19 protein-coding genes and 1 pseudogene are annotated in these 23,582 nt (G+C 60.7%); 13 read left to right on the top strand and 7 right to left on the bottom strand.

Annotated elements, in window-relative coordinates; translation table 11 throughout:
* Window positions 1-2: 2 nt before the first annotated feature.
* The 3 genes from WA845_RS11485 to WA845_RS11495 are packed head-to-tail and all read right to left on the bottom strand — an operon-like array spanning window position 3 to window position 2,874.
* Window positions 3-1,067 carry an iron chelate uptake ABC transporter family permease subunit gene (locus WA845_RS11485; protein WP_112553795.1) on the bottom strand — a complete coding sequence of 355 codons (1,065 nt, stop codon included), beginning with the start codon at window positions 1,065-1,067 and terminating at the stop codon, window positions 3-5.
* A complete protein-coding gene (locus WA845_RS11490; protein ID WP_112553797.1) occupies window positions 1,064-2,077 on the bottom strand; it encodes an iron chelate uptake ABC transporter family permease subunit in 1,014 nt (337 codons plus the stop codon). Before WA845_RS11490 ends, WA845_RS11485 begins: the two co-directional genes overlap by 4 nt.
* Window positions 2,074-2,874 (bottom strand): ABC transporter ATP-binding protein, encoded by an 801-nt coding sequence (locus tag WA845_RS11495; protein ID WP_112553799.1) that lies wholly within the window; start codon window positions 2,872-2,874, stop codon window positions 2,074-2,076. The genes WA845_RS11490 and WA845_RS11495 overlap by 4 nt, the downstream gene beginning before the upstream one ends.
* A 214-nt stretch (window positions 2,875-3,088) precedes the next feature.
* On the opposite strand from WA845_RS11495, the gene WA845_RS11500 reads away from it, so the two are divergent.
* Window positions 3,089-4,396 carry an NtaA/DmoA family FMN-dependent monooxygenase gene (locus WA845_RS11500; RefSeq protein ID WP_112553801.1) on the top strand — a complete coding sequence of 436 codons (1,308 nt, stop codon included), beginning with the start codon at window positions 3,089-3,091 and terminating at the stop codon, window positions 4,394-4,396.
* On the opposite strand, the gene WA845_RS11505 is transcribed toward WA845_RS11500, so the two are convergent.
* Window positions 4,393-5,169 (bottom strand): IclR family transcriptional regulator, encoded by a 777-nt coding sequence (locus WA845_RS11505; protein WP_048902883.1) that lies wholly within the window; start codon window positions 5,167-5,169, stop codon window positions 4,393-4,395. The genes WA845_RS11500 and WA845_RS11505 overlap by 4 nt on opposite strands.
* A gap of 294 nt (window positions 5,170-5,463) precedes the next feature.
* Between WA845_RS11505 and WA845_RS11510 the strand changes: the two genes are divergently transcribed.
* Window positions 5,464-7,530 (top strand): TonB-dependent receptor domain-containing protein, encoded by a 2,067-nt coding sequence (locus tag WA845_RS11510; RefSeq protein WP_112553803.1) that lies wholly within the window; start codon window positions 5,464-5,466, stop codon window positions 7,528-7,530.
* A gap of 87 nt (window positions 7,531-7,617) precedes the next feature.
* On the opposite strand, the gene WA845_RS11515 is transcribed toward WA845_RS11510, so the two are convergent.
* Window positions 7,618-8,805 (bottom strand): acyl-CoA dehydrogenase, encoded by a 1,188-nt coding sequence (locus WA845_RS11515; protein WP_072493071.1) that lies wholly within the window; start codon window positions 8,803-8,805, stop codon window positions 7,618-7,620.
* A gap of 96 nt (window positions 8,806-8,901) precedes the next feature.
* Here WA845_RS11515 and WA845_RS11520 point away from each other — a divergent pair, with 96 nt between their 5' ends.
* The 8 genes from WA845_RS11520 to WA845_RS11555 all read left to right on the top strand — a co-directional run bounded on the left by WA845_RS11520 (window position 8,902) and on the right by WA845_RS11555 (window position 17,557).
* Window positions 8,902-9,822, top strand: coding sequence for a LysR family transcriptional regulator (locus WA845_RS11520; RefSeq protein ID WP_004445308.1), 921 nt, complete (start codon window positions 8,902-8,904; stop codon window positions 9,820-9,822).
* Between the two features lie 133 nt (window positions 9,823-9,955).
* The gene (locus tag WA845_RS11525; RefSeq protein ID WP_107339527.1) at window positions 9,956-11,017 is read left to right on the top strand and encodes a LacI family DNA-binding transcriptional regulator; all 1,062 of its coding nucleotides are present in this window, start codon (window positions 9,956-9,958) and stop codon (window positions 11,015-11,017) included.
* On the top strand, window positions 11,014-12,036 hold the full coding sequence (locus WA845_RS11530; protein WP_022562787.1) for an ABC transporter substrate-binding protein: 1,023 nt from the start codon (window positions 11,014-11,016) through the stop codon (window positions 12,034-12,036). The genes WA845_RS11525 and WA845_RS11530 overlap by 4 nt, the downstream gene beginning before the upstream one ends.
* Before the next feature lie 171 nt (window positions 12,037-12,207).
* Window positions 12,208-13,035 (top strand): ABC transporter permease subunit, encoded by an 828-nt coding sequence (locus WA845_RS11535; RefSeq protein WP_112553805.1) that lies wholly within the window; start codon window positions 12,208-12,210, stop codon window positions 13,033-13,035.
* The gene (locus WA845_RS11540) at window positions 13,032-13,811 is read left to right on the top strand and encodes an ABC transporter permease (protein WP_004445302.1); all 780 of its coding nucleotides are present in this window, start codon (window positions 13,032-13,034) and stop codon (window positions 13,809-13,811) included. The genes WA845_RS11535 and WA845_RS11540 overlap by 4 nt, the downstream gene beginning before the upstream one ends.
* On the top strand, window positions 13,804-14,829 hold the full coding sequence (locus WA845_RS11545; RefSeq protein ID WP_004445301.1) for an ABC transporter ATP-binding protein: 1,026 nt from the start codon (window positions 13,804-13,806) through the stop codon (window positions 14,827-14,829). Before WA845_RS11540 ends, WA845_RS11545 begins: the two co-directional genes overlap by 8 nt.
* A gap of 2 nt (window positions 14,830-14,831) precedes the next feature.
* Window positions 14,832-15,764, top strand: a complete 933-nt coding sequence (locus tag WA845_RS11550) for a nucleoside hydrolase (RefSeq protein ID WP_112553807.1) — start codon at window positions 14,832-14,834, stop codon at window positions 15,762-15,764.
* Entirely contained in the window at window positions 15,761-17,557 is a 1,797-nt protein-coding gene (locus tag WA845_RS11555; RefSeq protein WP_112553808.1) for an adenine deaminase C-terminal domain-containing protein, read from the top strand. The genes WA845_RS11550 and WA845_RS11555 overlap by 4 nt, the downstream gene beginning before the upstream one ends.
* A gap of 45 nt (window positions 17,558-17,602) precedes the next feature.
* On the opposite strand, the pseudogene WA845_RS11560 reads toward WA845_RS11555, so the two are convergent.
* A pseudogene (locus tag WA845_RS11560) lies at window positions 17,603-18,305 on the bottom strand (DNA helicase).
* 215 nt (window positions 18,306-18,520) lie between these two features.
* Window positions 18,521-19,693, bottom strand: coding sequence for an amidohydrolase (locus WA845_RS11565; RefSeq protein ID WP_162719133.1), 1,173 nt, complete (start codon window positions 19,691-19,693; stop codon window positions 18,521-18,523).
* A 209-nt stretch (window positions 19,694-19,902) separates the two neighbouring features.
* Here WA845_RS11565 and WA845_RS11570 point away from each other — a divergent pair, with 209 nt between their 5' ends.
* The 3 genes from WA845_RS11570 (at window position 19,903) to WA845_RS11580 (ending at window position 23,564) form a co-directional block, all read left to right on the top strand.
* Entirely contained in the window at window positions 19,903-20,613 is a 711-nt protein-coding gene (locus WA845_RS11570; RefSeq protein WP_004445296.1) for a phosphoribosyltransferase, read from the top strand.
* 204 nt (window positions 20,614-20,817) lie between these two features.
* Window positions 20,818-21,873 (top strand): dipeptidase, encoded by a 1,056-nt coding sequence (locus WA845_RS11575; protein WP_004445294.1) that lies wholly within the window; start codon window positions 20,818-20,820, stop codon window positions 21,871-21,873.
* Window positions 21,874-21,923: 50 nt separating this feature from the next.
* A complete protein-coding gene (locus WA845_RS11580; protein WP_004445293.1) occupies window positions 21,924-23,564 on the top strand; it encodes an ABC transporter substrate-binding protein in 1,641 nt (546 codons plus the stop codon).
* Window positions 23,565-23,582 lie beyond the last annotated feature (18 nt).

A 23,582-nucleotide genomic window follows, 5' to 3' on the forward strand; every position in this document is an offset into this window, starting at 1 on the left:
TATCAGTGAGCGGTGGTTCTGCGCAACGCCTGCAGGCGCAGCGTGAGGATGAAGAGCGGCACGCCGATCAGCGTCAGAGCAAGGCCAATCGGCATCGGCACATCCGCCACCAGCCCGCGCGAGAGCGTATCGGCGGCGACCACCAGAATGCCGCCGGTAAGCCCCGACAGGAAAAGCCTGGCGCGGCCGACGGCGGGCGAAACGAAGGTGGCGAGATGCGGGGCGATGACGCCGAGAAATGTCAGCGGGCCGACGGCGGTAACGGAGGAGGCGCTTAGAATTACCGCAAACACAATGACGAGCGGTCGCGAATGCCTGAGGGTTTCTCCGAGTGCCATGGCCATCTCGCTGCCAAGATCGAAGACGGCAAGCGCCCGGCCAATGAGGAAAATGCCGGCAAGGCTTGCTGCAAAGAGGGGAGCAAAAACGATGATGGTCGGCCAGCTTGCCTGAAACAGCGAACCGGCCATCCAGTCCGCCAGCGAAAGCGAGGTTTCGGCTGGCGTATAGAGCAGAAGCACCGATGAGACAGAGGAAAGCGCCGACTCAATTGCGATGCCCATCAGCAATATGGCAAGGCCGCTCGAGCGTTCGCGCCCGACAAGTGCGATTAAAAGGAAGGCCACGGCCAGGCCTCCGCCGACAGCCGCAAGAGCCACCAGCGTCTTGGGGGCCGTCGGCACCAGCACCAGAAGCAGCATGATAGTGGTCATCGACCCCTGGCTCAGCCCGAACAGGCCGGGATCGGCGAGCGGATTGCGCGCGACGGATTGCAGCATCGCGCCTGCCAGCGCCACACTCCAGCCAGCCATGAAGCCGAGCAGGATGCGCGGCAGCCGTACCGTCCACAGCGCATAGGCCTGATCATCGCCGAGATGCCCGCCGGCAAACCCGTGCAGGAGATCAATAAGGCCCGTTTCGGTATTGCCGAGGCTGACGGACACGGCGGCGATCGTCAACGCCAGCGCAATCAGCGTCAGGCCGGCCGTCAGATTGCCAATGCCGATCTGCAGCCCGCCGGGCAACCTGAGAACGGCTTTCCCGTCCGTGGCGAAATCCCGTTTCACGATAGCTCCCTTGCCGAAGGCGACAGATAGAAGCGCTTGACGATGACTATGAAAACGAGGCCGCCAAGCAGGTCCATGAACAGCCCGGTATTGACCACGTAGGGCGCAAACAGGGTTTGCGCGCCAAGATCGGCGAGCACACAGATGCTCGCGCCGACAAGCGCGGAGGCCGGCAAAGCAAGCGTGAAATTCACGCCGACCAGCGGCCGGATCATATGTGGCACGATAAGGCCGACGAACCCGATCGGGCCGCAGATCGCTACCGCCGAGCCTGACGCCAGCATGGTGGCAAACAGTGCGAGCCGGGAAATACGCGTGACATTCACGCCGGCGGAAGCGGCTTTTTCCGCGCCCAGCAGAACGAGCGTCAGCGGCCGCGCGACCGATAGCAAAATCACCATTGCAATGGCGCCGATCCACCAGAAATCGGTGAGCCGTTCGATATAGACATGGTTGATATTGCCGCCAACCCAGCTCAGGAATTCGGCCCGACGCGTGGGGTTGGAAAGAAGCAGGGCGTTTGTCACGCCGATCAGCAGCATGGAAACCAGCGCTCCGGAAAGGATGAGCGACAGACCGCGCGGATCGTTCGCCCGCCCGGCAAGACGCGCGACAACGAAGCAGGCGGCAAAACCGAAGCCGGCGCCCGCAAGCGCGGCAAGGCCCTGGGCCTCAGCAGAGAGATCGAACAGCAGCGCGCCGGCGATTACGAAAAGCGTAGCTCCGGCATTCAGCCCAAGGGTCGAGGGCGAGGCGAGGGGATTGCGGGCAAGCCCCTGCAGCACGCAGCCGCTGACGGCGGTTGTGGCGCCTACATAGATGGCAATCAGCGACCGTGGAATTTGCTGATAGAGGAGCACCGATTGTTCATAGCTGTCGGCCTCCCCGCGCCAGAGCGTCGTCATGACTTCGGCGGGCGGCATGTCGCCGGACATGACGAACAGATTGACGGCGAGGATGGCGGCCAGCAACAGCGCCGCGGCAAGGATCAGCGTTATTTTCGCGATCATGCCGGAATGGCCTGTTCCTGTCGTTCCAGCCGGGGCACGCAGATGAGACGCCCCTGTCTGGAAAATATATCGGCTTCGAGGTCGAAGATTTCGGCGACATTTTCGGGTGTGACCGTGTCTGCTACCGGCCCTGATGCCAGAACCTGCCCGGCCTTCAGCATGATGACGTCGTCGGCGAAAGTGGCGGCGAGGTTGAGATCGTGCAGCACGACGATAACGGTCTTGCCGTGCCTGTCGGTCAGCTCGCGCACAAGGCCAAGAACGGCATATTGATATTTCATGTCGAGATGGTTGACCGGCTCGTCCATCAGGATCACGTCCGTATCCTGCGCCAGCACCATGGCGATGAAGGCGCGCTGGCGCTGCCCGCCGGAAAGCGTGTTGACCTGCGCTCTCGCCTTGTCCTCCAGCCCGACTGTCTTCAGCGCCCCGGCGAAAAGCGCCCGGTCACGCTCGCTCGGGCCGCCGACAAGGCCGTAGCGTGCATAACCGGCAAGCTCGATCAACTCGCCGAGCGTCATATAGTCGGGGCAATGGCATTCCTGCGGCAGATAGGCGATGCGGCGCGCGAGATCCCTGCGTCCGATGTCGCCCAGCGAACGCTCGCCAAGCCTTATCGCGCCCGATGTCAAAGGCACGAAACCCATGATGGTTTTCAACAGCGTCGACTTGCCACAGCCATTGGGGCCGACCAGCGCCGTGACGCGACCGCTGTGAAAGCGGCAAGAAAGCCCTCGCAGGACGGGAACGTGGCCATAGCTGGCGTGAAGGTCCGTGGCGTCAAGCACCGGATACAACTCCTGTTAGTCATGCGCTCATGCGTCGAGACGCCACATGAGGATTATAAGTCTTTGAATCTTAACATCGAACCTGCGGGAGACGGGCTCCTCCCCGACGGGCGCGACACTCTGGTCTTGAAGCGACACTAAACTATAGTAAAACTCTCCACAAATCGAAATTTGCCGATTCAACGCGCGGTTTTCTTGCCGGATATTTCAGTCGAGGTGCATCATGTCAGTCGCAGCCAAACTTCATGTGGGCATGTCGCTGGCCCCAACCTGGCTCAGCGGCGAAGCATGGCGTCGAGCCGACAGCGATATAAATCGGGTATTTTCCAGCGATTATTTCGTCGATCTGGCACAGCGCGCGGAAGCTGCGCATGTGGATTTCGTGTTCCGGCCGGATACGCTTTTCCTCCGCACCGAGGGGCTGGAAACCGGCGGCGGATTTGCCAGCATGGACCCTACCATGCTTCTTTCGGCCATTGCGCGGGAAACGAGCCATGTCGGCCTGTTGTCCACCGTATCGACCACATTTCTGCCGCCCTATATGGTGGCCCGCCAGCTTCAGTCGTTGAACTGGCTCAGCAATGGCAGGGCCGGGTGGAACATCGTCACGGCACTGGAGGGGCACGAAAATTTCGGCCTGAGAGAAATGCCGTCACCGCAGGAGCGTTATGGACGCGCCGCCGAATTCACGCAGGTCGTGCAGCAGCTCTGGGCGAGTTTTCCAAATGAAGCCCTTAAACTCGACAGGGAAAGCGGGCGGTTTGCCGATTCCTCGCTGGTGCGCCCGGTAGCGCATGAGGGCAGGCATTTCAGTGTGAAAGGGCCGCTCAACCTGCCAGCCCACGCCAGCCGCATTCCGCTGGTGCAGGCCGGTGCGTCTCCCGAGGGGCGGGATTTCGCCTCTTCGGTGGCGGACGCAGTCTTTGCTTCCACGCCGGACATGCGGGCAGCCATCGAACTGAGGGCGGACTTACGGCGGCGCGCCGAAGGACATGGCCGTGAGCCTGACGGGGTGAAGCTGATGCCGGGCCTCAGCCTATATCTGGCGGATAGCGGCAAGGAGGCGCTTGAACTCTTTTCTGAGACCCATGCCCGCGCCAACCGCGCCCGCACCCTGGCGTCGGTTCTCGACATGACGGGCCTCGACCTCACCGACTGGCCGCTCACGCGGGTGGTCACCGCTTCCGACCTGCCGCCGCCGCCCGAAAGACCGCGAAGCCGCACCCATGCCGGACTGCTGCGCAGGCTGATTGAGCGGGAGACGCTAAGTGTTGCGGAATTACTGCGGCGGCCGGAGGTAATGGGATCCGGCCATTGGCAGATCGTCGGCACCGTTGAAGATGCCTTTAAGGGCATCCGTGAATGGGTGGCCGCAGGGGCAATCGACGGTTTTGTCGCGGTGCCCGGCGGCTCGGTGGCATCCATGCGGCTGGTGCTGGAGCGGCTGTTGCCGAAACTTGCCGATGCCGGGCTTTTCCGCACCGCCTATTCCGGCCGCACCTTTGCGGAGCATCTGGCCGAAGGTGTCTAGCCGCCGCCGGATTCGGCGGTTGCCTGCTGGGCGGCCTCGATCAGTCGCGAAAAATGCCGTTCCGCTTCGGCGGTAGCTACGAAAGAGACGGTGGTGACGACACAGCAGAGTTCGCCCTGGGCATCGAAAACCGGCGCCGCCTTGCCCGTCAGGGCGGAGAACAGATGTTCATTGAGTTCGGCGCCGCCCGTCTCGCGGATGGTTTCGAAAATGCCGGCAGCAGGAGGAGAGCCGCGAAAGGCGGGTGGTTGCAGCCTGCGCACGGCAGCCACCCTGTCCGGTGGCAGATAAGCCTGAAAAACCAGACCGCAGGCGCTGTTGTCCAGCGGCAGAACATCGCCAAGAGCGACGGTGCTGATGGAAAAGCTGGCGCTTCGCGCCCACCGCACCACGGTCGGGCCGCGCTCGGTCCAGATCGCCACGCCGCAGCTGGCGCCGATTTGCGCGGCAAGCGCCTTCATCTCACGTCCGGCGGTTTCGACCGGGTTGATTCGTCGGAGGGCGCTGATGCCGATGCCCAGCGCTGCGGGGCCGAGATCGTAACTGCCGCTTGCGGGGTCCTGTATCACCAGTCCCTCCCGCACGAGGCTTTGCATGTAACGATGCGCGGTGGAGCGACCGGTGCCGGCGCGTTTAGCAAGTTCGCCAAGCGCCAGCCCCGTATCGGATCTGGAGAGAAGATTAAGAAACCGCGCAGCAATCGATACGGATTGAATAAGCGCCGAGCGCTTTTCACCTTCGTTTTCCGGCCGTTCTTCGGTTTCGTCATCCATGGCGTTCAAGGTCGTGCCCCACTCTTTCGAGAATGCCTAACGCATTGCGACGAAAATCGGAATGGCTGTCTTCAGCCTTTTCAATGGCTTCTCTGGCCGGGCTGCCATGGCGGAAAAGGCGGTCCCTTAAACTTTGTTGTAAATATGGCACATCCCGTTACGGAAGCCTGCTTGTCCGCAATACGGAACGCATTCTCTATTGCGAAACGGATAACGCTTCCGTTACTTGAATATGACTTTAATACTCATGTTTATTTGGGGTGTATGATGGGGTTTAGCTCTAACGGCCGTTTGATGAGCGGGGTCAGTGTTCTGACGTTGGCGACATTGTTCGTGACGCCGGTTGTCGGTCAGGATCAGCAGGCTGATACAGCAGGGACGACCGTGTTGAAGCCGATTGTCGTGACCGGTGAAAAAGTGGCGCGCGACATGAAGAACACGGCCTCGTCGGTGTCAGTCAAAACCGCCGAGGAGATCAAAAAGGAAAAGACCGGCGATCCGACCGTATCCGAAGCGATCAAGGATATTCCGAACGTCGTCTACACCGACAATGTCAGTGCCCCCATCATTCGCGGACAGGACACGCAGGGCCCGAATACCGGCTCCATCGCCTTCTTCACCGGTACGGTGCCGCGCGCGACGATCAATGTGGACGGTCACTATCTCGGGTATAACGAGTTCATCTACGGGGCGACGTCCATATGGGATGTCGACACCATCGAGGTGTTCCGCGGGCCCCAGACGACCTCGCAGGGGGCCAACGCCATTGCCGGCGCCATCCTTGTCAACACCAAGGACCCGACCTTTACGCCGGAAGCCAGCTATCAGGCGGAAATCGGCAACTATCACCAGAAGCGTGGTTCCTTCGCCTTTTCCGGCCCGCTGATCGAAGACGAGCTGGCGGCGCGCATGGCGATCGATTATTCCGGCCGCGATACCTTCATCGATTACATCAATTCCGCCTTTGCGCATGAGGGAACGGACCAAAACTTCAAGGAATTCAACGGTCGCTTCAAGCTTCTTTGGGAACCGTCTGAAATTCCCGGTCTTTCCACAAAGCTGACCTATTCCTACAACGCCTCCAACCGGCCAAGCCAGGAAGCGGCGTCGCGTCCCTTCGAAGATCTCAACCACATCACCACGACGATGCCGAATTTCAGCCAGTATACCAATACGGGCATTCTCGACATCAATTACGATTTCGAGAACGGCGTGAAACTGTTCAACCAGACCCAGTTTTCCGACTCCACCGCCAAACGCCGGGTCGGCATCGCCAACAACGGCGACGCCGATGTCGATCTCAGGAACACGTCGCATGAAACGCGGGTCACCTTCGGCGATCAGGAGGATGTTCTGAGCGGTGTCGCCGGCATTTTTTATGCGCACACGAAAGCCGACGAGGTGCTTTATCTGCGCGGCACCTCTCGCTTCAGCGACACCAAGGACAATCTCGGCCTCTTCAGCGAGCTGAGCTATCGGCTGACCGACCAGTGGACCCTGACGGGTGGCCTGCGCTACCAGCAGGACCAGATTCAGCGCGCCGGTTACCGGACGCTCAGCGCCACCAGCAGAAGTTCGGTCACTTATGACGAAACCTTCTCTGAAATCCTGCCCAAGGCGTCTCTTGCCTATGCCATCAATGATGATTGGACTGTCGGCGGTCTTGTCAGCCGCGGGTACAATCCCGGCGGCGTCGCATTCGACCTGACCACCAGCAAATGGCGGAGCTTCGACAAGGAAACCATCTGGAACTACGAAGTGTTCACCCGCGCCAGCCTGCTCGATGACACGCTGACGGTAAACGGCAATCTGTTCTACATGGACATGAAGAACGCCCAGTTTAACGTACCCGTCGTCGTCTCCACCGGCATCAGCGAATCCTACACCGTTAACGCCGAAGAAGCCCATGCCTATGGTCTGGAAATTGGCGCGGATTATCGGGTGCTCGACAATCTCACGCTGAAAGCCAGCGCCGGTCTGCTGAAGACGAAGATCGACGAGATTTCCAGCAATGCCGCCTATGTCGGCAAGGAATTCGCCAAGTCGCCGGGATACAGCTTCACCGTCGGCGCAAGCTGGGACGTGACGGATAAGTTCACCGTGTCCGGGCAGGTCCGCCATCTCGACGGCTATTATTCCGATACGGACAACAAGGCCGTCTATGCGATCGATCCTTACACGATCGCGGATGTGCGGGCGAGCTACAAGTTCCAGGATGAACTCGAGTTCTACGCTTACGTCAAGAACGTCTTCGACGAGCGCGCGCCGACCCTTATGAAGGAAAACCGCGGCATTGGCGGCATCGAGGCGAGCATGACCGAACCGCGCATGTTCGGCATCGGGGTGCGCGGCACATTCTGAGCCAAAAGCGAACCCGACAAACAAAGAGGCCTTCGAAGCGATCTTCGGAGGCCTCTTTCTTGACGCAACCGCTACGGTCCATAACCCTCAGAAAAACGCCTGAATGCCCGTCTGGGCACGGCCGAGGATCAGCGCGTGCACGTCATGCGTACCTTCATACGTGTTGACCGTTTCGAGGTTCTGCGCGTGGCGCATGACGTGATATTCGATCTGGATGCCGTTGCCGCCATGCATGTCGCGGGCCTGGCGGGCGATATCCAGCGCCTTGCCGCAATTGTTGCGCTTGACGATGGAAATCATTTCCGGCGCCATCCTGTGCTCGTCCATCAGCTGGCCGACGCGTAGCGATGCCTGAAGGCCGAGCGCGATCTCGGTCTGCATGTCGGCGAGCTTCTTCTGGTAAAGCTGCATGCCGGCAAGCGGCTTGCCGAACTGCTTGCGGTCGAGACCATATTGCAGGGCACGGAACCAGCAATCTTCGGCAGCGCCCATGACGCCCCAGGAAATGCCGTAGCGGGCGCGGTTGAGGCAGCCGAAGGGGCCCTTCAGGCCGGACACGTTGGGCAGCAGTGCGTTTTCGCCGACTTCGACGCCATCCATGACGATTTCGCCTGTTATGGAGGCGCGCAGCGAAAGCTTGCCGCCGATTTTCGGTGCTGAGAGGCCTTTCATGCCCTTTTCGAGCACGAAACCGCGGATCTGGTTGTCGTGGGCTTCGGATTTGGCCCAGACCACGAAGACATCGGCGATCGGTGCGTTGGAAATCCACATTTTCGAACCGCGCAGACGATAACCGCCCTCGATCTTTTCAGCACGGGTCTTCATGCCGCCCGGATCGGAGCCGGCATCCGGCTCGGTGAGGCCGAAACAGCCGATCAGTTCGCCCGAGACGAGGCCGGGCAGGTATTTCTTCTTCTGCTCATCCGAACCGTAAGCGAAGATCGGGTGAATGACGAGCGAGGACTGCACACTCATCATCGAGCGGTAACCGCTGTCGATCCGTTCCACCTCGCGGGCCACGAGACCATAGGCCACATAGCTCGCATTCGCCGCGCCATATTCTTCCGGCAGGGTAACGCCGAGAAGGCCTTGCCGGCCCATCAGGCGGAACAGTTCCGGCTCGGTGGTTTCAGAAAGATAGGCTTCGGAGACACGCGGCAAAAGCTCCGATTTGCCGAAGGCGGCCGCGGCGTCGCGTATCATCCGCTCGTCGTCAGTCAGTTGGTCTTCGAGCAGGAAAGGATCCTGCCAATTGAATGCTACGCGTTCGCTCACTTTATGCCTCCGGATTTGCTGGCAGGATTATTCGTATTCAGCCCGGATGGCACAAGCCATGTTTACTCATTTTTGCATTACATATAGTAATGGCTCATGACATCTCTCAGCCGCAAACTCCTGCCATCCACAAGTGCGCTTGCCGCTTTCGATTCCGTTGCCCGGCTCGGCAGCTTTTCCGCCGCCGCAGATGAGCTGGCGCTGACGCAGGGGGCAATCAGCCGGCAGGTTATGTCACTGGAAGAACAGCTTGGCGTGCGGCTCTTCGACCGCGGCGCACGCGGCGTGGCGCTGACGGCGGAGGGGCAGATCTACGCAAAATCGATTGCGGCAGCGCTCGGCGAGATACGCTCAGCCTCGCTGCAGATCATGACCAAAACGCATGGCAATACGCTGAACCTCGCCATGCTGCCCACCTTCGGCACCCGCTGGCTTCTGCCGCGTATACCCGATTTCGTGGCGAACCACCCGGAGATCACCATCAATTTTGCGACCCGCATCGGCCAGTTCGATTTCGAGCGTGAGCAGCTGGATATGGCAATCCATATCGGCCAGGCCGATTGGCCGGGCGCGGAAAGTACCTTTCTGATGCATGAAATGGTGGCGCCGGTGTGCAGCCCGCAGTTCCTCAGCGCCCATCCGGTGGAAAAGGGAGAAGACATCGCTGCCCTGCCATTGCTGCACATGGCCTCGCGGCCGGGCGCATGGGGCCACTGGTTCGAAAGCCTCGGCCTGTCACTCGTCTTGCCGCAGGGCATGCGCTTCGAACAGTTTTCCAGCGTTGCGCAGGCCTGCATCGCCGGCCTCGGCGTCGCGCTGATGCCGCTCTTTCTCATCGATAACGAGTTGAAATCGAAGCAGCTGGTCAAAGCCTTCGATCATCAGGCCAGAAGCCCGAGCTCGTATTACGCGGTGGCCCCGCTTTCACGCGCCAACCACGTCCCGGTCGTCCTGTTTCGGGATTGGCTGGTGCGTCAGGTGGAGGCTTATCGCGCAGCCAGTACCCAGAGCGCGTAAAAATAATCGCTCTTTTTTCGGGCATTTAACCTTTGTGCCCAGCTTTTCGCCCTATTTTGCCAGCGCAGGACTCGACAGCGGTTCGCGCCTCGATTATCGTGATTAAACGTTTAATCAGCCCTTCCGGACCATTATGGCGTCGTCACGGCCTGCCACCAATCTGAGCGCGATAGCAGCGGCACTCGGCGTGTCGGTGGCAACCGTGTCCAATGCGCTGTCCGGCAAGGGCCGCGTTTCGCCCGAACTGGTGGAACGTATCCGCAAGACGGCGAGCGAGCTGGGCTATGTGCCGAGTTCGGCAGGCAGGGCGCTTCGCACCGGCAGATCGGGCGTTCTCGGGCTCGTCCTGCCCGATATTGCCAATCCTCTCTTTCCACAGATTGCGCAGGCCATCGAGAAGGCGGCTGTCAACGCGGGTTATGGCGTGCTGATCGCCGATGCGCGCGGTGAGATCGCCATGCAGACGGATGCGATCGACCGGCTGATCGAGCGCGGGGTGGACGGCATGGTGGTCGTTCCCCGACGTGGCACACGCATTTCCGGCGTTGATTGCCCGGTGGCCGTCATCGACAGCCCGTCGACACCGGGAAATACCGTTGCTGCCGACCATTGGGATGGCGGCCGGCAGGTGGGTGAATATCTTGCGAGCCTCGGCCATCGCAAGGTGGTGCTGGTCGGCAAGAACAGGGATTCCAATGTTCAGAACGACCGTCTCGGCGGCATTCGCGATGGTCTCGGCAAAACATGCCTGGCCCAGACGCTCTGGATCGATGGCATTGAAAAGGCCGGTGGCGCGGGCTGCCGGCTAGGCCTTGCGGAGAAAGTTGCCGAAGGTTTCACGGCCTTTGCCGCCGTATCCGATCTGCACGCGCTGCGCGTGCTTACCGAATTGCAGCGCGCGGGAATCGAGGTGCCGGAAGAGGCGAGTGTCACCGGCTTCGACGATCTTATCTTTTCTGCCGTGGTCACCCCGCCCTTGACGACCATGCGCATGGATATGGGCCGCATCGCCGATCTCGCCGTTGGCGCGCTTTTGCGCGCGATCGATGGCGCCGGAGAAAACGGGGCCGCCGTCGACGTCACGGCGGATGTTTCGAAAGTACCGATGGCGCTGATCATGCGCGGCTCCACCGGCAAGACAAAGCATGATGCGATTGAAGCCAAGAACACGACAGCAGGAGAACTCACACCATGAAAAAGATCATTCTCGCATCGGGCGCCGCCCTGATGCTGACGATGGGAGCCGCTGAGGCCCAGGACAAGACGTTGACGATCTCGGTCTACGCCTTCGCGCAGGATGAATTCAAGGAACTGGTCTATACGCCTTTCGAGCAGAAATGCGGCTGCAAGCTCGTCGTCGAGACCGGCAACAGCGTCGAGCGTCTGGCCAAGATGGAGGCCAACAAGGCCAGCCCGGTCGTCGATCTCGCCATCGTCTCCATGGCCGATGCGCTGTCGGCCACCCGCAAGGACCTGATCCAGAAGATCGATGCTTCCAGGGTTCCAAATATTGAAAAGCTCTATGACATCGCCAAGGACCCGAATGGCGATGGCATGAGCGTCGGCGTCAATTTCTACGCCACGTCGATTGTCTACCGCACCGACAAGATGAAGATCGACAGCTGGGCCGATCTTTTGAAGGACGGTATCGTCGACCACGTCGCCTTCCCGAATGTCACCACCAACCAGGGCCCGCCGGCGCTTTACATGCTGGGCAAGGCCATCGGCAAGGACACGCCCGATCTTGCCGGCGCCATCGAGGCCGTGGGCGAAAAGAAGGACGATATCGTCACCTTCTACGTCAAGTCCTCGCAGCTGGTGCAGCTCATGCAGCAGGAGGAAATCTGGGCAGCGCCGATCGGCCGCTTCTCCTGGGCGCCTTTCACCAAGCTCGACCTGCCGCTCGCCTGGGCAACGCCCAAGGAAGGCCAGACCGGCGGCATGAACGTGCTCGTCGTACCGAAGGGGACGAAGAACGAGGACCTTGCGCTGCAATTCATGGATTTCTGGCTCTCGACCGACGTCCAGAAGGCGCTGGCGGAAAAGCTGGTGGACAGCCCGACCAACAGGGAAGTCAAGGTTTCCGACGAGGTGGCGAACAACATCACCTATGGCGATGAAACCGCCCGCAGCCTGCAGCTCATTCCTTCCGACGTAACGCTCGATAACCGCGACAAGTGGCTGTCGGAGTGGAACGCCAAAGTGGGGCAGTAACAAGCTCGAAGGGGCGGGAATGGGTTACTTGCTGGCGCACGTCACCCCCTCTGTCCTGCCGGACATCTCCCCCACAAGGGGGGAGATCGATATGCCGGCACCCACTGACGCCAAATGAACAAGTCCTCCGCCAAACGTAGCCGGCGGAATTTCAAGACCGGAGAATGCCATATGTTTCAGAACCGGGCCGAAGCGCTGGCGCTTGCCTTGCCCGCCGCAATTTTCGCGGCGGCGGTCTTTCTCGTGCCGGTCTTCATGCTTTTGTCGGAAGGCTTTCGCACCGCTGACGGCTGGACATTGTCGGCCTATGGCGCTTTCTTTTCCGATCCGCTGAACCAGACGGTTTTCCTGCGCACGCTGAAGCTCGGCGCGCTCGTCACCGTCGTTTCGGCGGTGGTGGGCTACGCGGCGGCTTTCGCCATCGTCAACCTGTCGCCAGCCAGGAAGGGCCATGTGGTCAACCTCGTCGTGCTGCCGCTGATGATTTCGCCGGTCGCCCGCACCTATGCCTGGATCGTCATTCTCGGCAGAACCGGCATCGTCAACCAGGCGCTGCAGGCGGTGGGCCTCAGCGACGGGCCAATCCGCATCCTGTTTTCCGAAACGGCCGTCTTCATCGGCCTTCTGCAACTGTTCCTGCCATTGATGATCATCTCGCTCATCAGCGCGCTGGAGAACATGCCGAAGGATACGATCGCTGCTGCCCGCGTTCTCGGCGCCAACTGGTATCAGGTGTTCTGGAAGGTCATACTGCCGCTCACCCGGGAAGGGCTCGTCGTCGGCGGCACGCTGGTCTTCACCGGTTCGCTGACCGCCTATATCACGCCCGCCATTCTCGGCGGGTCCAAGGTGCTGATGCTGGAAACCCTGCTTTACCAGCAGGTCACGGTTTCCAATAATTTCGTCGCCGCCAGCGTCATCGCCTTCATCCTGATTGTCATGAGCTTTGCCGCCAATATCCTCTTGAAGCGCATCGCCACTGCGAGGAACAAGAAATGACCCGGCAGCTCTTCATTCCGCTCACGCTTCTGCTTGTCGTCGGCTTCCTCATCGGGCCGTTCCTCATCATCGTTGCGGCCTCGTTTTCGGCCGGCGATACGCTCGCCTTTCCGCCGCAGGGCTTTTCGCTGAAGTGGATCGCGAAGGTCTTCACGGTCGAAAGCTTCCGCGAGAGCTTTGCGATGTCGATGTTCCTTGCCATCGGCGGCACGTTCACAGCGCTGATCCTCGGCATTCCCGCTTCCTACGCCATGTCGCGCTACAAGCTGCCCTTTAGCGAGACGGTGCGCACCATCGTGTCCGCGCCGATCATCGTGCCGGGCATCATCGTGGGTCTTGCGCTGCTGCGTTACTTCGTCGTGCCCTTCGGCATCGGCATCACGCTTGCCTTGTTTCTCGCCCACACCGCGCTCATCCTGCCCTATGCGGTGCGCGTGGTTTCGGCCAGCCTCAACAATCTGCGCTCCGATATTGAGGAGGCGGCGGTGCTGCTCGGCTCGTCGCGGCTTGGCGCATTTTTCCGCGTTGTGCTGCCGAATATCCGCGGCGGCATCCTGTCGGCCTTCATTCTCGGTTTCGTGACGAGTTTCAACCAGGTGCCTGTGTCGCTGTTCCTGTCCGGTCCCGGCGTGCGCACGCTACCCATCGACATGCTGGGCTACATGGAAATCGTCTTTGATCCTTCCGTGGCCGCCCTTTCCTCGCTGCTCGCCTTCCTTTCCATCGGCATCGTCTTTATGGCCGAACGTTTCCTGGGGTTCTCCCGTTATGTCTGACGCAAATTATCTTTCGCTCCAAAAAATCTCGCTCGCCTATGGTGGCAACGTCGCCGTCAAGGATCTCGATCTCGATATCCGCAAGGGCGAATTGCTCGCGCTTCTCGGGCCCTCCGGCTGCGGCAAGACCACGACGATGCGCGCCATTGCCGGGCTGATGCCGGTGGCTGCCGGGCGGATCAATCTCGATGGCGCCGATATTACCCGTGTCGCGGCCAACAAACGCGCCGTCGGGCTGGTGTTCCAGTCCTACGCGCTCTTCCCGCATCTGACGGTCTATGAAAACGTCGCTTTCGGCCTGAAACTCAAGGGAATGAGCGGCAAGGCGCTGGAGGACAAGGTCGCCTCCGGCCTAAAGTCGGTCGGCCTGTCCAATTTCGCTTCACGCAAGCCGGCGGAACTATCGGGCGGCCAGCAGCAACGCGTGGCATTGGCACGCTCCATGGTCATGGAGCCGAAAGTGCTGCTTCTCGACGAGCCGCTCTCCAATCTCGACGCCCGCCTGCGTCTTGAAATGCGGACCGAACTGCAGCGCGTGCAGAAGGAGACGGGTGTCACGATGATCTTCGTCACCCATGACCAGATCGAGGCGCTCGCGCTTGCCGACCGCATTGTCGTCATGAAGGGCGGCAAGATTGAGCAGATCGGCACGCCGGAAGAGATTTACAACGCGCCGGTTTCCGCCTTCGTGGCCGACTTCGTCGGCTTCGAAAACATCTTCGCCCTTCAAGGCGGGGCTTTGAAAACCGCCAACGGCACAACACCGCTTCCCGGACCAGTCCTTTCAGCATCCGGACTGGCCTGGCGGCCGCGCATGGTCACCCTCGGTTCAGGTCCTTTCCAGGGAACCGTGCGCGGCACATCCTTCGCCGGCAACAGCCGCGAATATCTGCTCGACACACCGCTCGGGCCCATCAAGGCTGAAACCGACGCGGCCCTGACCTCCCACGCAATCGGCGATACGCTTGCCTTCGACCTGCCGGTCGAAAAGGCGGCGAGCCTCAAGGTATTCAACTGATCATGGGTGTTTGGATCGATACCGATATGGGCTTTGACGATATCGCCGCCATCTTGGTGGTGCAATCGTCGGGTCTCGCCATAGACGGCATCTCGCTGGTCTTCGGCAATGCGACGCTTCAGGCCGTCTGCGACAATGCCGCGGGTGCGGTTGCCGCTTTTGGCTGGTCGATGCCGATCCATCAGGGCCGCGCCATGCCGGTGTTGGGTGCACTTGAAACGGCGCAGTGCATTCTGGGCGAAAACGGCATCCCGACCGTCGGCCAAAGCCTGCCGGATGCCGCGGCCTTGCCGAAAAGCGATGCCTTCGCCGCTCTCTGCGCCTGGCTGGAGGGGGAGGGCGAGAGGCGCATTCTCGCGCTTGGTCCGCTCACCAATATTGCCGCCCTGTGCCTCGCCCGGCCTGATCTTGCCACGAGAATTTCCGACCTCACCTGGATGGGTGGCGGCGTGACGAGCGGCAATCACACGGCCTCGGCCGAATTCAACGCCTTTGCCGATCCGGAAGCGCTGGCCATCGTGCTCTCCCATGGCCTGCCGTTGCGTATGGTCGATCTGGACGCCTGCCGCAAGGTTACCGCTTCGCCCGCCGACGTGCTGCCGATCCGCAATGCGGGCGGCAGGAATGCCGGGCTGATCGCCGATCTGCTTGATGGTTTCATCGGCATCGCCACCCGTCGCGGCAGACCAGGCATGGCACTTTACGATCCCGTCGCTGCCGTTGCCTTCGCCTCGGGCTCCGCCTCTGGCCTAATCGGCTGGCGTCACGCACGGATAGATGTCGAGCTTCATGCGACGCTGACGCGGGGCAGAACGGTGGTCGAGCCGCGTGCGGAGAAAGCGCAAACATTCAACGCGCATTTTGCTGAGACGCTGGATGCCGACGGTGCGAGGACGGTTATTCTTGAGGCGCTGCGCCGGGAGGCCGCCCGATGAACGCGAACCTCACCACACGCGAACCTGCCGATCTCGGCGATGATGCGCTCCGCGCCCGCGCCGTCGCCGCCGCGCGCGGCGATGCGCCTTTCGACATCCTCATCACCGGTGCAACATTGGTGGATGTGGTAACCGGTGAGCTGCGCCCTGCCGATATCGGAATTGTCGGTGCGCTGATCGCCAGCGTGCACGAACGGGCGAGCCGGAGCGACGCCGCGCAGGTCATCGATGCGGCCGGCGGGTATGTCTCGCCGGGTCTGATCGACACACATATGCATATCGAGAGCTCGATGGTCACACCGGCCGCCTATGCGGCAGCGGTTGTCGCCCGCGGCGTTACCACCATCGTCTGGGATCCGCATGAGTTCGGCAATGTGCATGGCGTCGAAGGGGTGCGCTGGGCGGCGAAGGCCATCGAAAACCTGCCGCTGCGTGCCGTTCTCCTGGCGCCCTCATGCGTGCCTTCCGCGCCTGGGCTGGAACGCGGCGGAGCTGATTTCGACGCCGCCATTCTCGCCGATATCCTGTCATGGCACCAGGTCGGCGGTGTCGCGGAAATCATGAACATGCGCGGCGTCATCGAGCGCGATCCGCGCATGAGCGGCATCGTACAGGCCGGGCTTGCCTCGGAGAAACTGGTCTGCGGCCATGCGCGCGGCCTCAAGGACGCCGATCTCAATGCCTTCATGGCGGCGGGCGTCTCGTCCGATCACGAGCTGGTCTCGGGCGAAGACCTCATGGCGAAACTGCGGGCCGGCATGACCATCGAGCTGCGCGGCTCGCATGACCACCTGCTGCCGGAATTCGTGGAAGCGCTCAACGCGCTGGGCCACCTGCCGCAGACCGTGACGCTGTGCACGGACGATGTCTTCCCGGACGACCTGTTAAATGGCGGCGGGCTGGATGATGTGGTGCGCCGCCTTGTCCGTTATGGCCTGAAAGCCGAATGGGCACTGCGCGCCGCAACGCTCAATGCCGCCCAAAGGCTTGGGCGTCCTGACCTCGGGCTCATCGCCGCCGGCCGTCGCGCCGATATCGTTATCTTCGAGGACCTGAGCGGTTTCGCCGCCCGTTACGTCCTTGCCGGGGGCAGGACGGTTGCGGAAGGCGGACATATGCTCGTGGACGTGCCCGCCTGTGATACGACGGCGCTCGAAGGCTCGATGAAGCTGCCGCTGCGCGTGACCGAAGATTTTCGGGTTGCTGCCGAAGGCGCGAGGGTGCGCCTCGCCACCATCGACCGCCCGCGCTTCACGCAATGGGGCGAGGTGGAGGCCGAGGTGAGAGATGGTTTCGTCGTTCCGCCCGAAGGTGCGACGATGATCTCCGTCACCCACCGCCACGGCAAGTCCGAACCGGTCACCCGCACTGGCTTCCTCACCGGCTGGGGAGACTGGAACGGCGCCTTCGCCACAACGGTCTCGCATGACAGCCATAACCTCACCGTTTTCGGCGGCAATGAAGAAGACATGGCGCTCGCCGCCAATGCGGTGATAGCGGCAGGCGGTGGTATGGCCGTCGCCTCCGAAGGTAAGGTAACTGCACTTCTGCCGCTGCCGCTCTCCGGCCTCGTTTCCGATGCGGCACTTGAAGATGTTGCAAAGGCTTTCGAGGAACTGCGCGAAGCCGTTGGCAGGGTGGTGGAATGGCAGCCGCCCTATCTCGTCTTCAAGGCCTGCTTCGGGGCCACGCTCGCCTGCAATATCGGCCCGCACCAGACGGATATGGGCATTGCCGACGTGCTGACGGGACAGGTGATGGAGAGCCCGGTGGTGGCGGTTTTAAAGTACTAACGCCACGGGCTGCCGCGACGGCAACGTCGCAGCAGCCCGTGCGTCTCAGTTCACATTGTGAAGTTGCGCTTCGCCGTTATGCAGAAAGCAGGCTTTGGTGAAGAGGCCCAGATCAAGCAGGTTGGGAAGGCGGATATCGCGCATATCGGGAAATCGTTTGATTTGCGGATCAAATGAGCGGTCAATCTGCGAGATGAAAGCGAAAATAACGCCAGTCTTTTTTGCGAATTCTGCAAGAACGGTGACTTGTTGCGACAGGTCCGGCTTATGGCGCTGCTGGTCGAGTAACTGCAGATAATCGATTACGGCGAAGGTGCCGGATTTGGCTGGCGAGAGGTAACGGATCATGTAGTCCGCGCATATCTCGTCCGATGTCACGATCTCGATTTCTCTCTGAGCGCCTGCGTGTTGCCCGGTGCGTTTTCGTACCTGTTGCTCGGTCATTTCGAGCGTGAATAAAATGGACTGCCGTCCGGCTTCGGCTGCCGCCCGCAGAAGCTCAAAAGCAAGCGCTGTCTTGCCCTGGCCCGGGCGGCCGGCGAGCAGGAGCATGTCGCCATTCACGATGCGCGAGAACAGGTCTTTGGACAAAGAGCCAGCCGCAACGTGAGCGGAAAGCAGGCTCCAGGCTGCAAATCCTTTCCTCGCACGCGATCTGGTCCAGCGCTTCGTGAAGGGGGATGGCATTATTCCGGACCATAAGTTTGGCCCGTCGCTTCAATTGGAAAATCGGAGTGGAAAGCTTCATCACAAACCTCTATTGCGGGTTCAAAACGCAATCCCTCCTTATGCGAATGCCCGAACAGATGGTTCGATGATGAGATTACCCAGCATGTCGAATGCTTCCCCGAAAGGAGGGGGGAGGCGTGGGTCCAGCCTATGTCTGAAAGCTACCGCGCCCGATGATTCGCCACAAGTGTCTGAGATGTTGCCGGTCGAAAAACAGCAGGGAACAAGATGGATTTACTCCGCCGCCAGTTCCTGCTCCACCAGCGTCGCCCAGAAAGCTACGCCCGGCACGATGGCCGCATCGTTGAAGTCGTAAGAGGTGTTGTGGTGCAGTGCGCCGTCCACCGCCGGGCCGTTGCCGAGCCAGACATAGCAGCCTGGGGCTTCGCCCGCGAAAAAGGCGAAATCGTCGCCGGCGGTCGAGGGCGGAAAGGCGGTGCGCGCCTTGTTGCCGAAGACGGTTTTGGCTGCCCGGAGCGCCCGTTTCGTCGCGTCCGAGTCGTTGATGACGGGTGGAATGCGGCGGATGAATTCGTAATTTGCCTCGATGCCGAACATTGCCGCCGTGCCCTTGGCCAGCCTGCCGATTTCCGCCTCCAGCTGGTCTCGCACTTGAGGCGCATAGGCGCGCGCGGTACCGCCGATTTCGACGAGATCTGGGATCACATTGAGTGCCTTGGGGTCGCCTGCCTGCACCGAACAGGCACTGACCACGGCCGGCTGCAATGGGTCGACCACGCGGCCGACGATAGTTTGCAGCGAGGCGAGGAAGGTGCCGGCCGCCGTTACCGGATCGCGACCAAGATGCGGCTTCGCGCCGTGGGTGCCGACGCCCTTGAAGGTGACGCGCCAGCTGTCCGACGAGGCAAGCTGCGGTCCTTCCACCACCGCCATTTCGTCGATGCCCAGCCCCGGCATATTGTGCAGGCCATAGACCGCATCGCAGGGAAACAGCTCGAAAAGCCCGTCCTCGACCATTTTTTTTGCGCCGCCACGGCCTTCTTCGGCCGGCTGGAAGATGAAATGCACGGTGCCGGAAAAATCGCGGGTCTTTGCGAGGTAACGCGCCGCACCCAGCAGCATGGCAGTGTGGCCGTCATGGCCGCAGGCATGCATCTTGCCGGGGAATTTCGATTTGTAGGGGCGGTCTGGAACCTCAGGCATGGCAAGGGCATCCATGTCCGCGCGAAGACCAATGCTGCGCGTGCCGTTGCCCACCTGCAGCGTGCCGACGACGCCGGTGCCGCCGAGACCGCGGTGCACCTTCAGCCCGGCGCGCTCAAGCAGATCGGCGACGATGGCGCTCGTTCTTTCCTCTTCGAAACCCAGTTCCGGATGCGCGTGCAGATCATGACGGAGTTCCGTCAGGAATGGCAGGTCCTCGCCGATCCGGTCCAGCAGTCTCATGGGAAGCTTGTCCTTGAATGTGGGAAAAACCCGCGTCATAGGTGGGTTTGTCCAAATGCCTGTTGCTTTTTTCTCTTCTAACGGAAAAAGCCAATGAAATGAACCCGCAGCGTCTCTGTGGTTGCTAAAATGATAAATCTGCCGAACGGGATTGGCGTGGCCGAAAACCGTCTCCGCCATGCGCCATCCCTGTTCTGAAAGGAAAACAGATGCCGTCACCAGCATCGCCCGCCATCGCCCCGTCTCCCGCCGCGCCGCATGAGTTCTGGCAGCAGATCCATCCGCCCCGGAGCTTCGAAACAGCAGGCGCATATTCCACATTCTTTCCGGCGGAACTGGATGATGGAAGGCAGATCTGTCTGCCCATACGGCCGCTTGCGGACGGAGAGCACGCACTCGCATCGCTCATCGTCAACCAGGCTTCCTTTGAGGTTCTGGAGGCGCTGGCCGCCGATCTTGCCGCAAAGCTTCTTCCCTTCAAGCCGGATGTCGTTATCGGCCTGCCGACGCTCGGCCTGACGCTTGCGGCCGCCGTTGCCCGCCATCTGGGCCATTCCCGTTACGTGCCGCTCGGCACCTCGCGCAAATTCTGGTATCTGGAGGAGCTGTCGGTGCCGATGTCCTCCATCACCACGAAGCAGGAAAAAAGGCTTTATGTCGATCCGCGCATGCTGCCGCTCATCGAGGGTAGACGGGTGGCGCTGGTGGATGACGTGATCTCCAGCGGCAGTTCCATCCTGTCGGGCCTTGCGCTACTCACCGCCTCCGGCATCAACCCCGCCGTCATCGGCGCAGCCATGCTGCAATCGGATCGCTGGCGGGAAAAAATCGCCGCTTTCGGGCCGGAATGGCCGGAGCGGGTGAGGGGTGTTTTCGCGACGCCGCTGCTGACCAAAGCGGAAGATGGCTGGCGCGCCTGACGAAACGCAAATTCCGTCAAAAGGCAAGTGGTGATAAATTCACCGCTGCCTAATTTGTATCTTGCGAAGCTCGAATAGATCGTCCTAAGATCGCGGCTGACAGACAATAGCGGTCGGCTGATAACGCGCCGGCTTGCTTTCGCGCGGTGTCATCCCGGCGTCTGCCTGCCCCGTTTATTGTTTCGATGACTGGAATTTCTTCCCATGCATGCAGTGTTTGACGGTCATAATGATGTGCTGCTTCGGTTGTGGCGCAACAGCAAGGCCGGTGCCGATCCCGTGGCCGAATTCAAGAACGGCACTAGGGAAGGTCATATCGATGGTCCGCGCGCACGGGCAGGCGGGCTCGGCGGCGGTATCTGCGCCATCTATATCCCGTCCGGCGATCTGATTCTGCAGGAACCGGACGAGAACGGCCATTACGATACGCCGCTCGCCACGCCGCTCGAGCGACTGCCTTCGCTTGACATCGCGATGGAAAAGGCGGCGATTGCGCTGAGGCTCGATCGCGCTGGAGCGTGGCGGCTCTGCCGCTCCACGGCGGATATCCGCAAGGCCTTTGCTGAGGATATCTTCGCCGCCGTGCTGCATATGGAAGGCTGCGAGGCGATCGGCGCCGATCTCGATGCGCTGGAGGTGTTTTACGCCGCCGGTCTGCGTTCGCTCGGCCCGGTGTGGAGCCGGCACAATATTTTCGGCCATGGCGTTCCTTTCTCCTATCCCATGTCGCCCGATACCGCGCCCGGTCTTACCGATGCCGGTTTTGCGCTGGTGAAGGAATGCAACCGCCTCGGCATTCTCATCGATCTCGCGCATATCACCGAAAAAGGCTTCTGGGATGTGGCGAAGACCACCAACCAGCCGCTGATCGCCAGCCATTCCAATGCGCATGCGCTCACTCCGGTCGCCCGCAATCTCACTGACAGACAGATGGATGCCATCAAGGAAAGCGGCGGGCTGGTTGGCCTCAACTACGCCGTGACCATGCTGCGTGCCGATGCGCGTGACATCGCGGATACGCCGCTCTCCGATATGGTGCGCCATATCGACTACATGGTCGAGCGTATGGGCATCGACTGTGTGGCGCTCGGATCGGATTTCGACGGTGCGACGGTACCTGTCGGAATTGCTGATGCCAGCGGCAACCACAATCTGGTTGCGGCGCTGAAATCGGCGGGCTACGGTGATGGAGAACTTGCTAAAATATGCCGGGAAAACTGGCTGCGCGTCTTGTCCCAGGCTTGGCACGAAGCGGCCTGATAAACAGTTTAAGCGAACCAAATCAATCTCATAACAAAAGGGGAGATCCTATGATCAAATCGCTCAACAAATCCATGCGTATCCTCAGCACCAGCGCTGCCCTGTCGCTGATGATGCTGTCTGCCCCGCATGCTTTTGCTGCCACGCCGGCCGATACGCTGGTGGAAGGTTTCGCCATAGACGACATCATCACGCTCGATCCGGGTGAGGCTTTCGAACTGTCTGCCGCCGAAGTCACCGGCAACACCTATAGCAAGCTCGTTTCCATCGATCTCAACGACACGTCCAAGGTTGTCGGTGATCTCGCCGAAAGCTGGACGACCTCCGAGGATGGCCTGACCTATACGTTCAAGCTGAAATCCGGCCTGAAATTCGCCTCCGGCAATCCGGTCACCGCTGATGACGTTGCCTTCTCCTTCGAACGCGCCGTCAAGCTCGACAAGTCGCCGGCATTCCTGTTGACGCAGTTCGGCCTGAAGGGCGACAACGTTACCGAAAAGGCGAAGGCAACGGACGCGAACACCTTCGTTCTGACCGTCGACAAGCCCTATGCGCCGAGCTTCGTGCTGAACGTGCTCACCGCAACCGTCGCTTCGGTGGTGGACAAGAAGCTCATCACCGAAAAGGCGAAGTCGGTCACGCCGAGCGCCGATTACAAATACGACACGGATTTCGGCAACGAGTTCCTGAAGACCGGTTATGCCGGTTCCGGCCCTTACAAGATCCTTGGCTGGAAGGCCAACGAAGCCGTGATTCTGGAGGCCAACCCGAACTATTACGGTGAGAAGCCGAAGCTGAAGCGGGTCGTCTATCGTCACATGAAGGAAAGCTCCGGCCAGCGTCTGGCGCTTGAAAACGGCGATATCGATGTTGCCCGTAACCTTGAGCCCGGCGATATGGAAGCCGTTTCCAAGAAGGAAGGCCTTGCCGTTACCTCCGCGCCCAAGGGTACCGTTTATTATTTCAGCCTCAACCAGAAGAACGAGAACCTGAAGAAGCCTGAGGTCATCGAAGCGTTCAAATATCTCGTCGATTATGACGCGATCGGCGCGACGATCATCAAGGGCATTGGCGAAGTCCATCAGACCTTCCTGCCGAAGGGCCAGCTTGGCGCGCTTGATGAGAACCCCTACAAGCTTGACGTCGCCAAGGCCAAGGAACTTCTCGCCAAGGCCGGTCTGAAGGACGGCTTCACCGTCACCATGGATGTGCGCAACACCCAGCCGGTGACGGGCATTGCCGAAAGCGTGCAGCAGACGCTGGCACAGGCCGGCATCAAGCTCGAAATCATCCCCGGCGACGGTAAGCAGACGCTGACCAAATATCGCGCCCGCACGCATGACATCTACATCGGCCAGTGGGGTTCGGACTATTTCGACCCGAACTCGAATGCGGAAACCTTCACCATCAACTACGACAATTCGGATGAAGGCAAGAACAAGACGCTGGCCTGGCGTAACGCCTGGGATGTTCCTGATCTGACCAAGGAAACCCAGTCTGCTCTCTTGGAAAAGGACAGCGCCAAGCGCGCCGCCATCTATGAAAACCTGCAGAAGGAAGTTCTGGCGAAGGGTCCCTTCGTCATCATCTTCCAGCAGACGGAAGTGGCCGGTTATTCCGCCAAGCTCAAGGGCCTGAAGCTCGGACCGAGCTTCGACACCAACTATGTCTATCCGATCTCCAAGGAATGATCCGGAAGGATCGGTCTC

The sequence above is a fragment of the Agrobacterium sp. CMT1 genome, assembly GCF_037203725.1.
GTDB classification, from domain to species: Bacteria; Pseudomonadota; Alphaproteobacteria; order Rhizobiales; family Rhizobiaceae; genus Agrobacterium; species Agrobacterium pusense.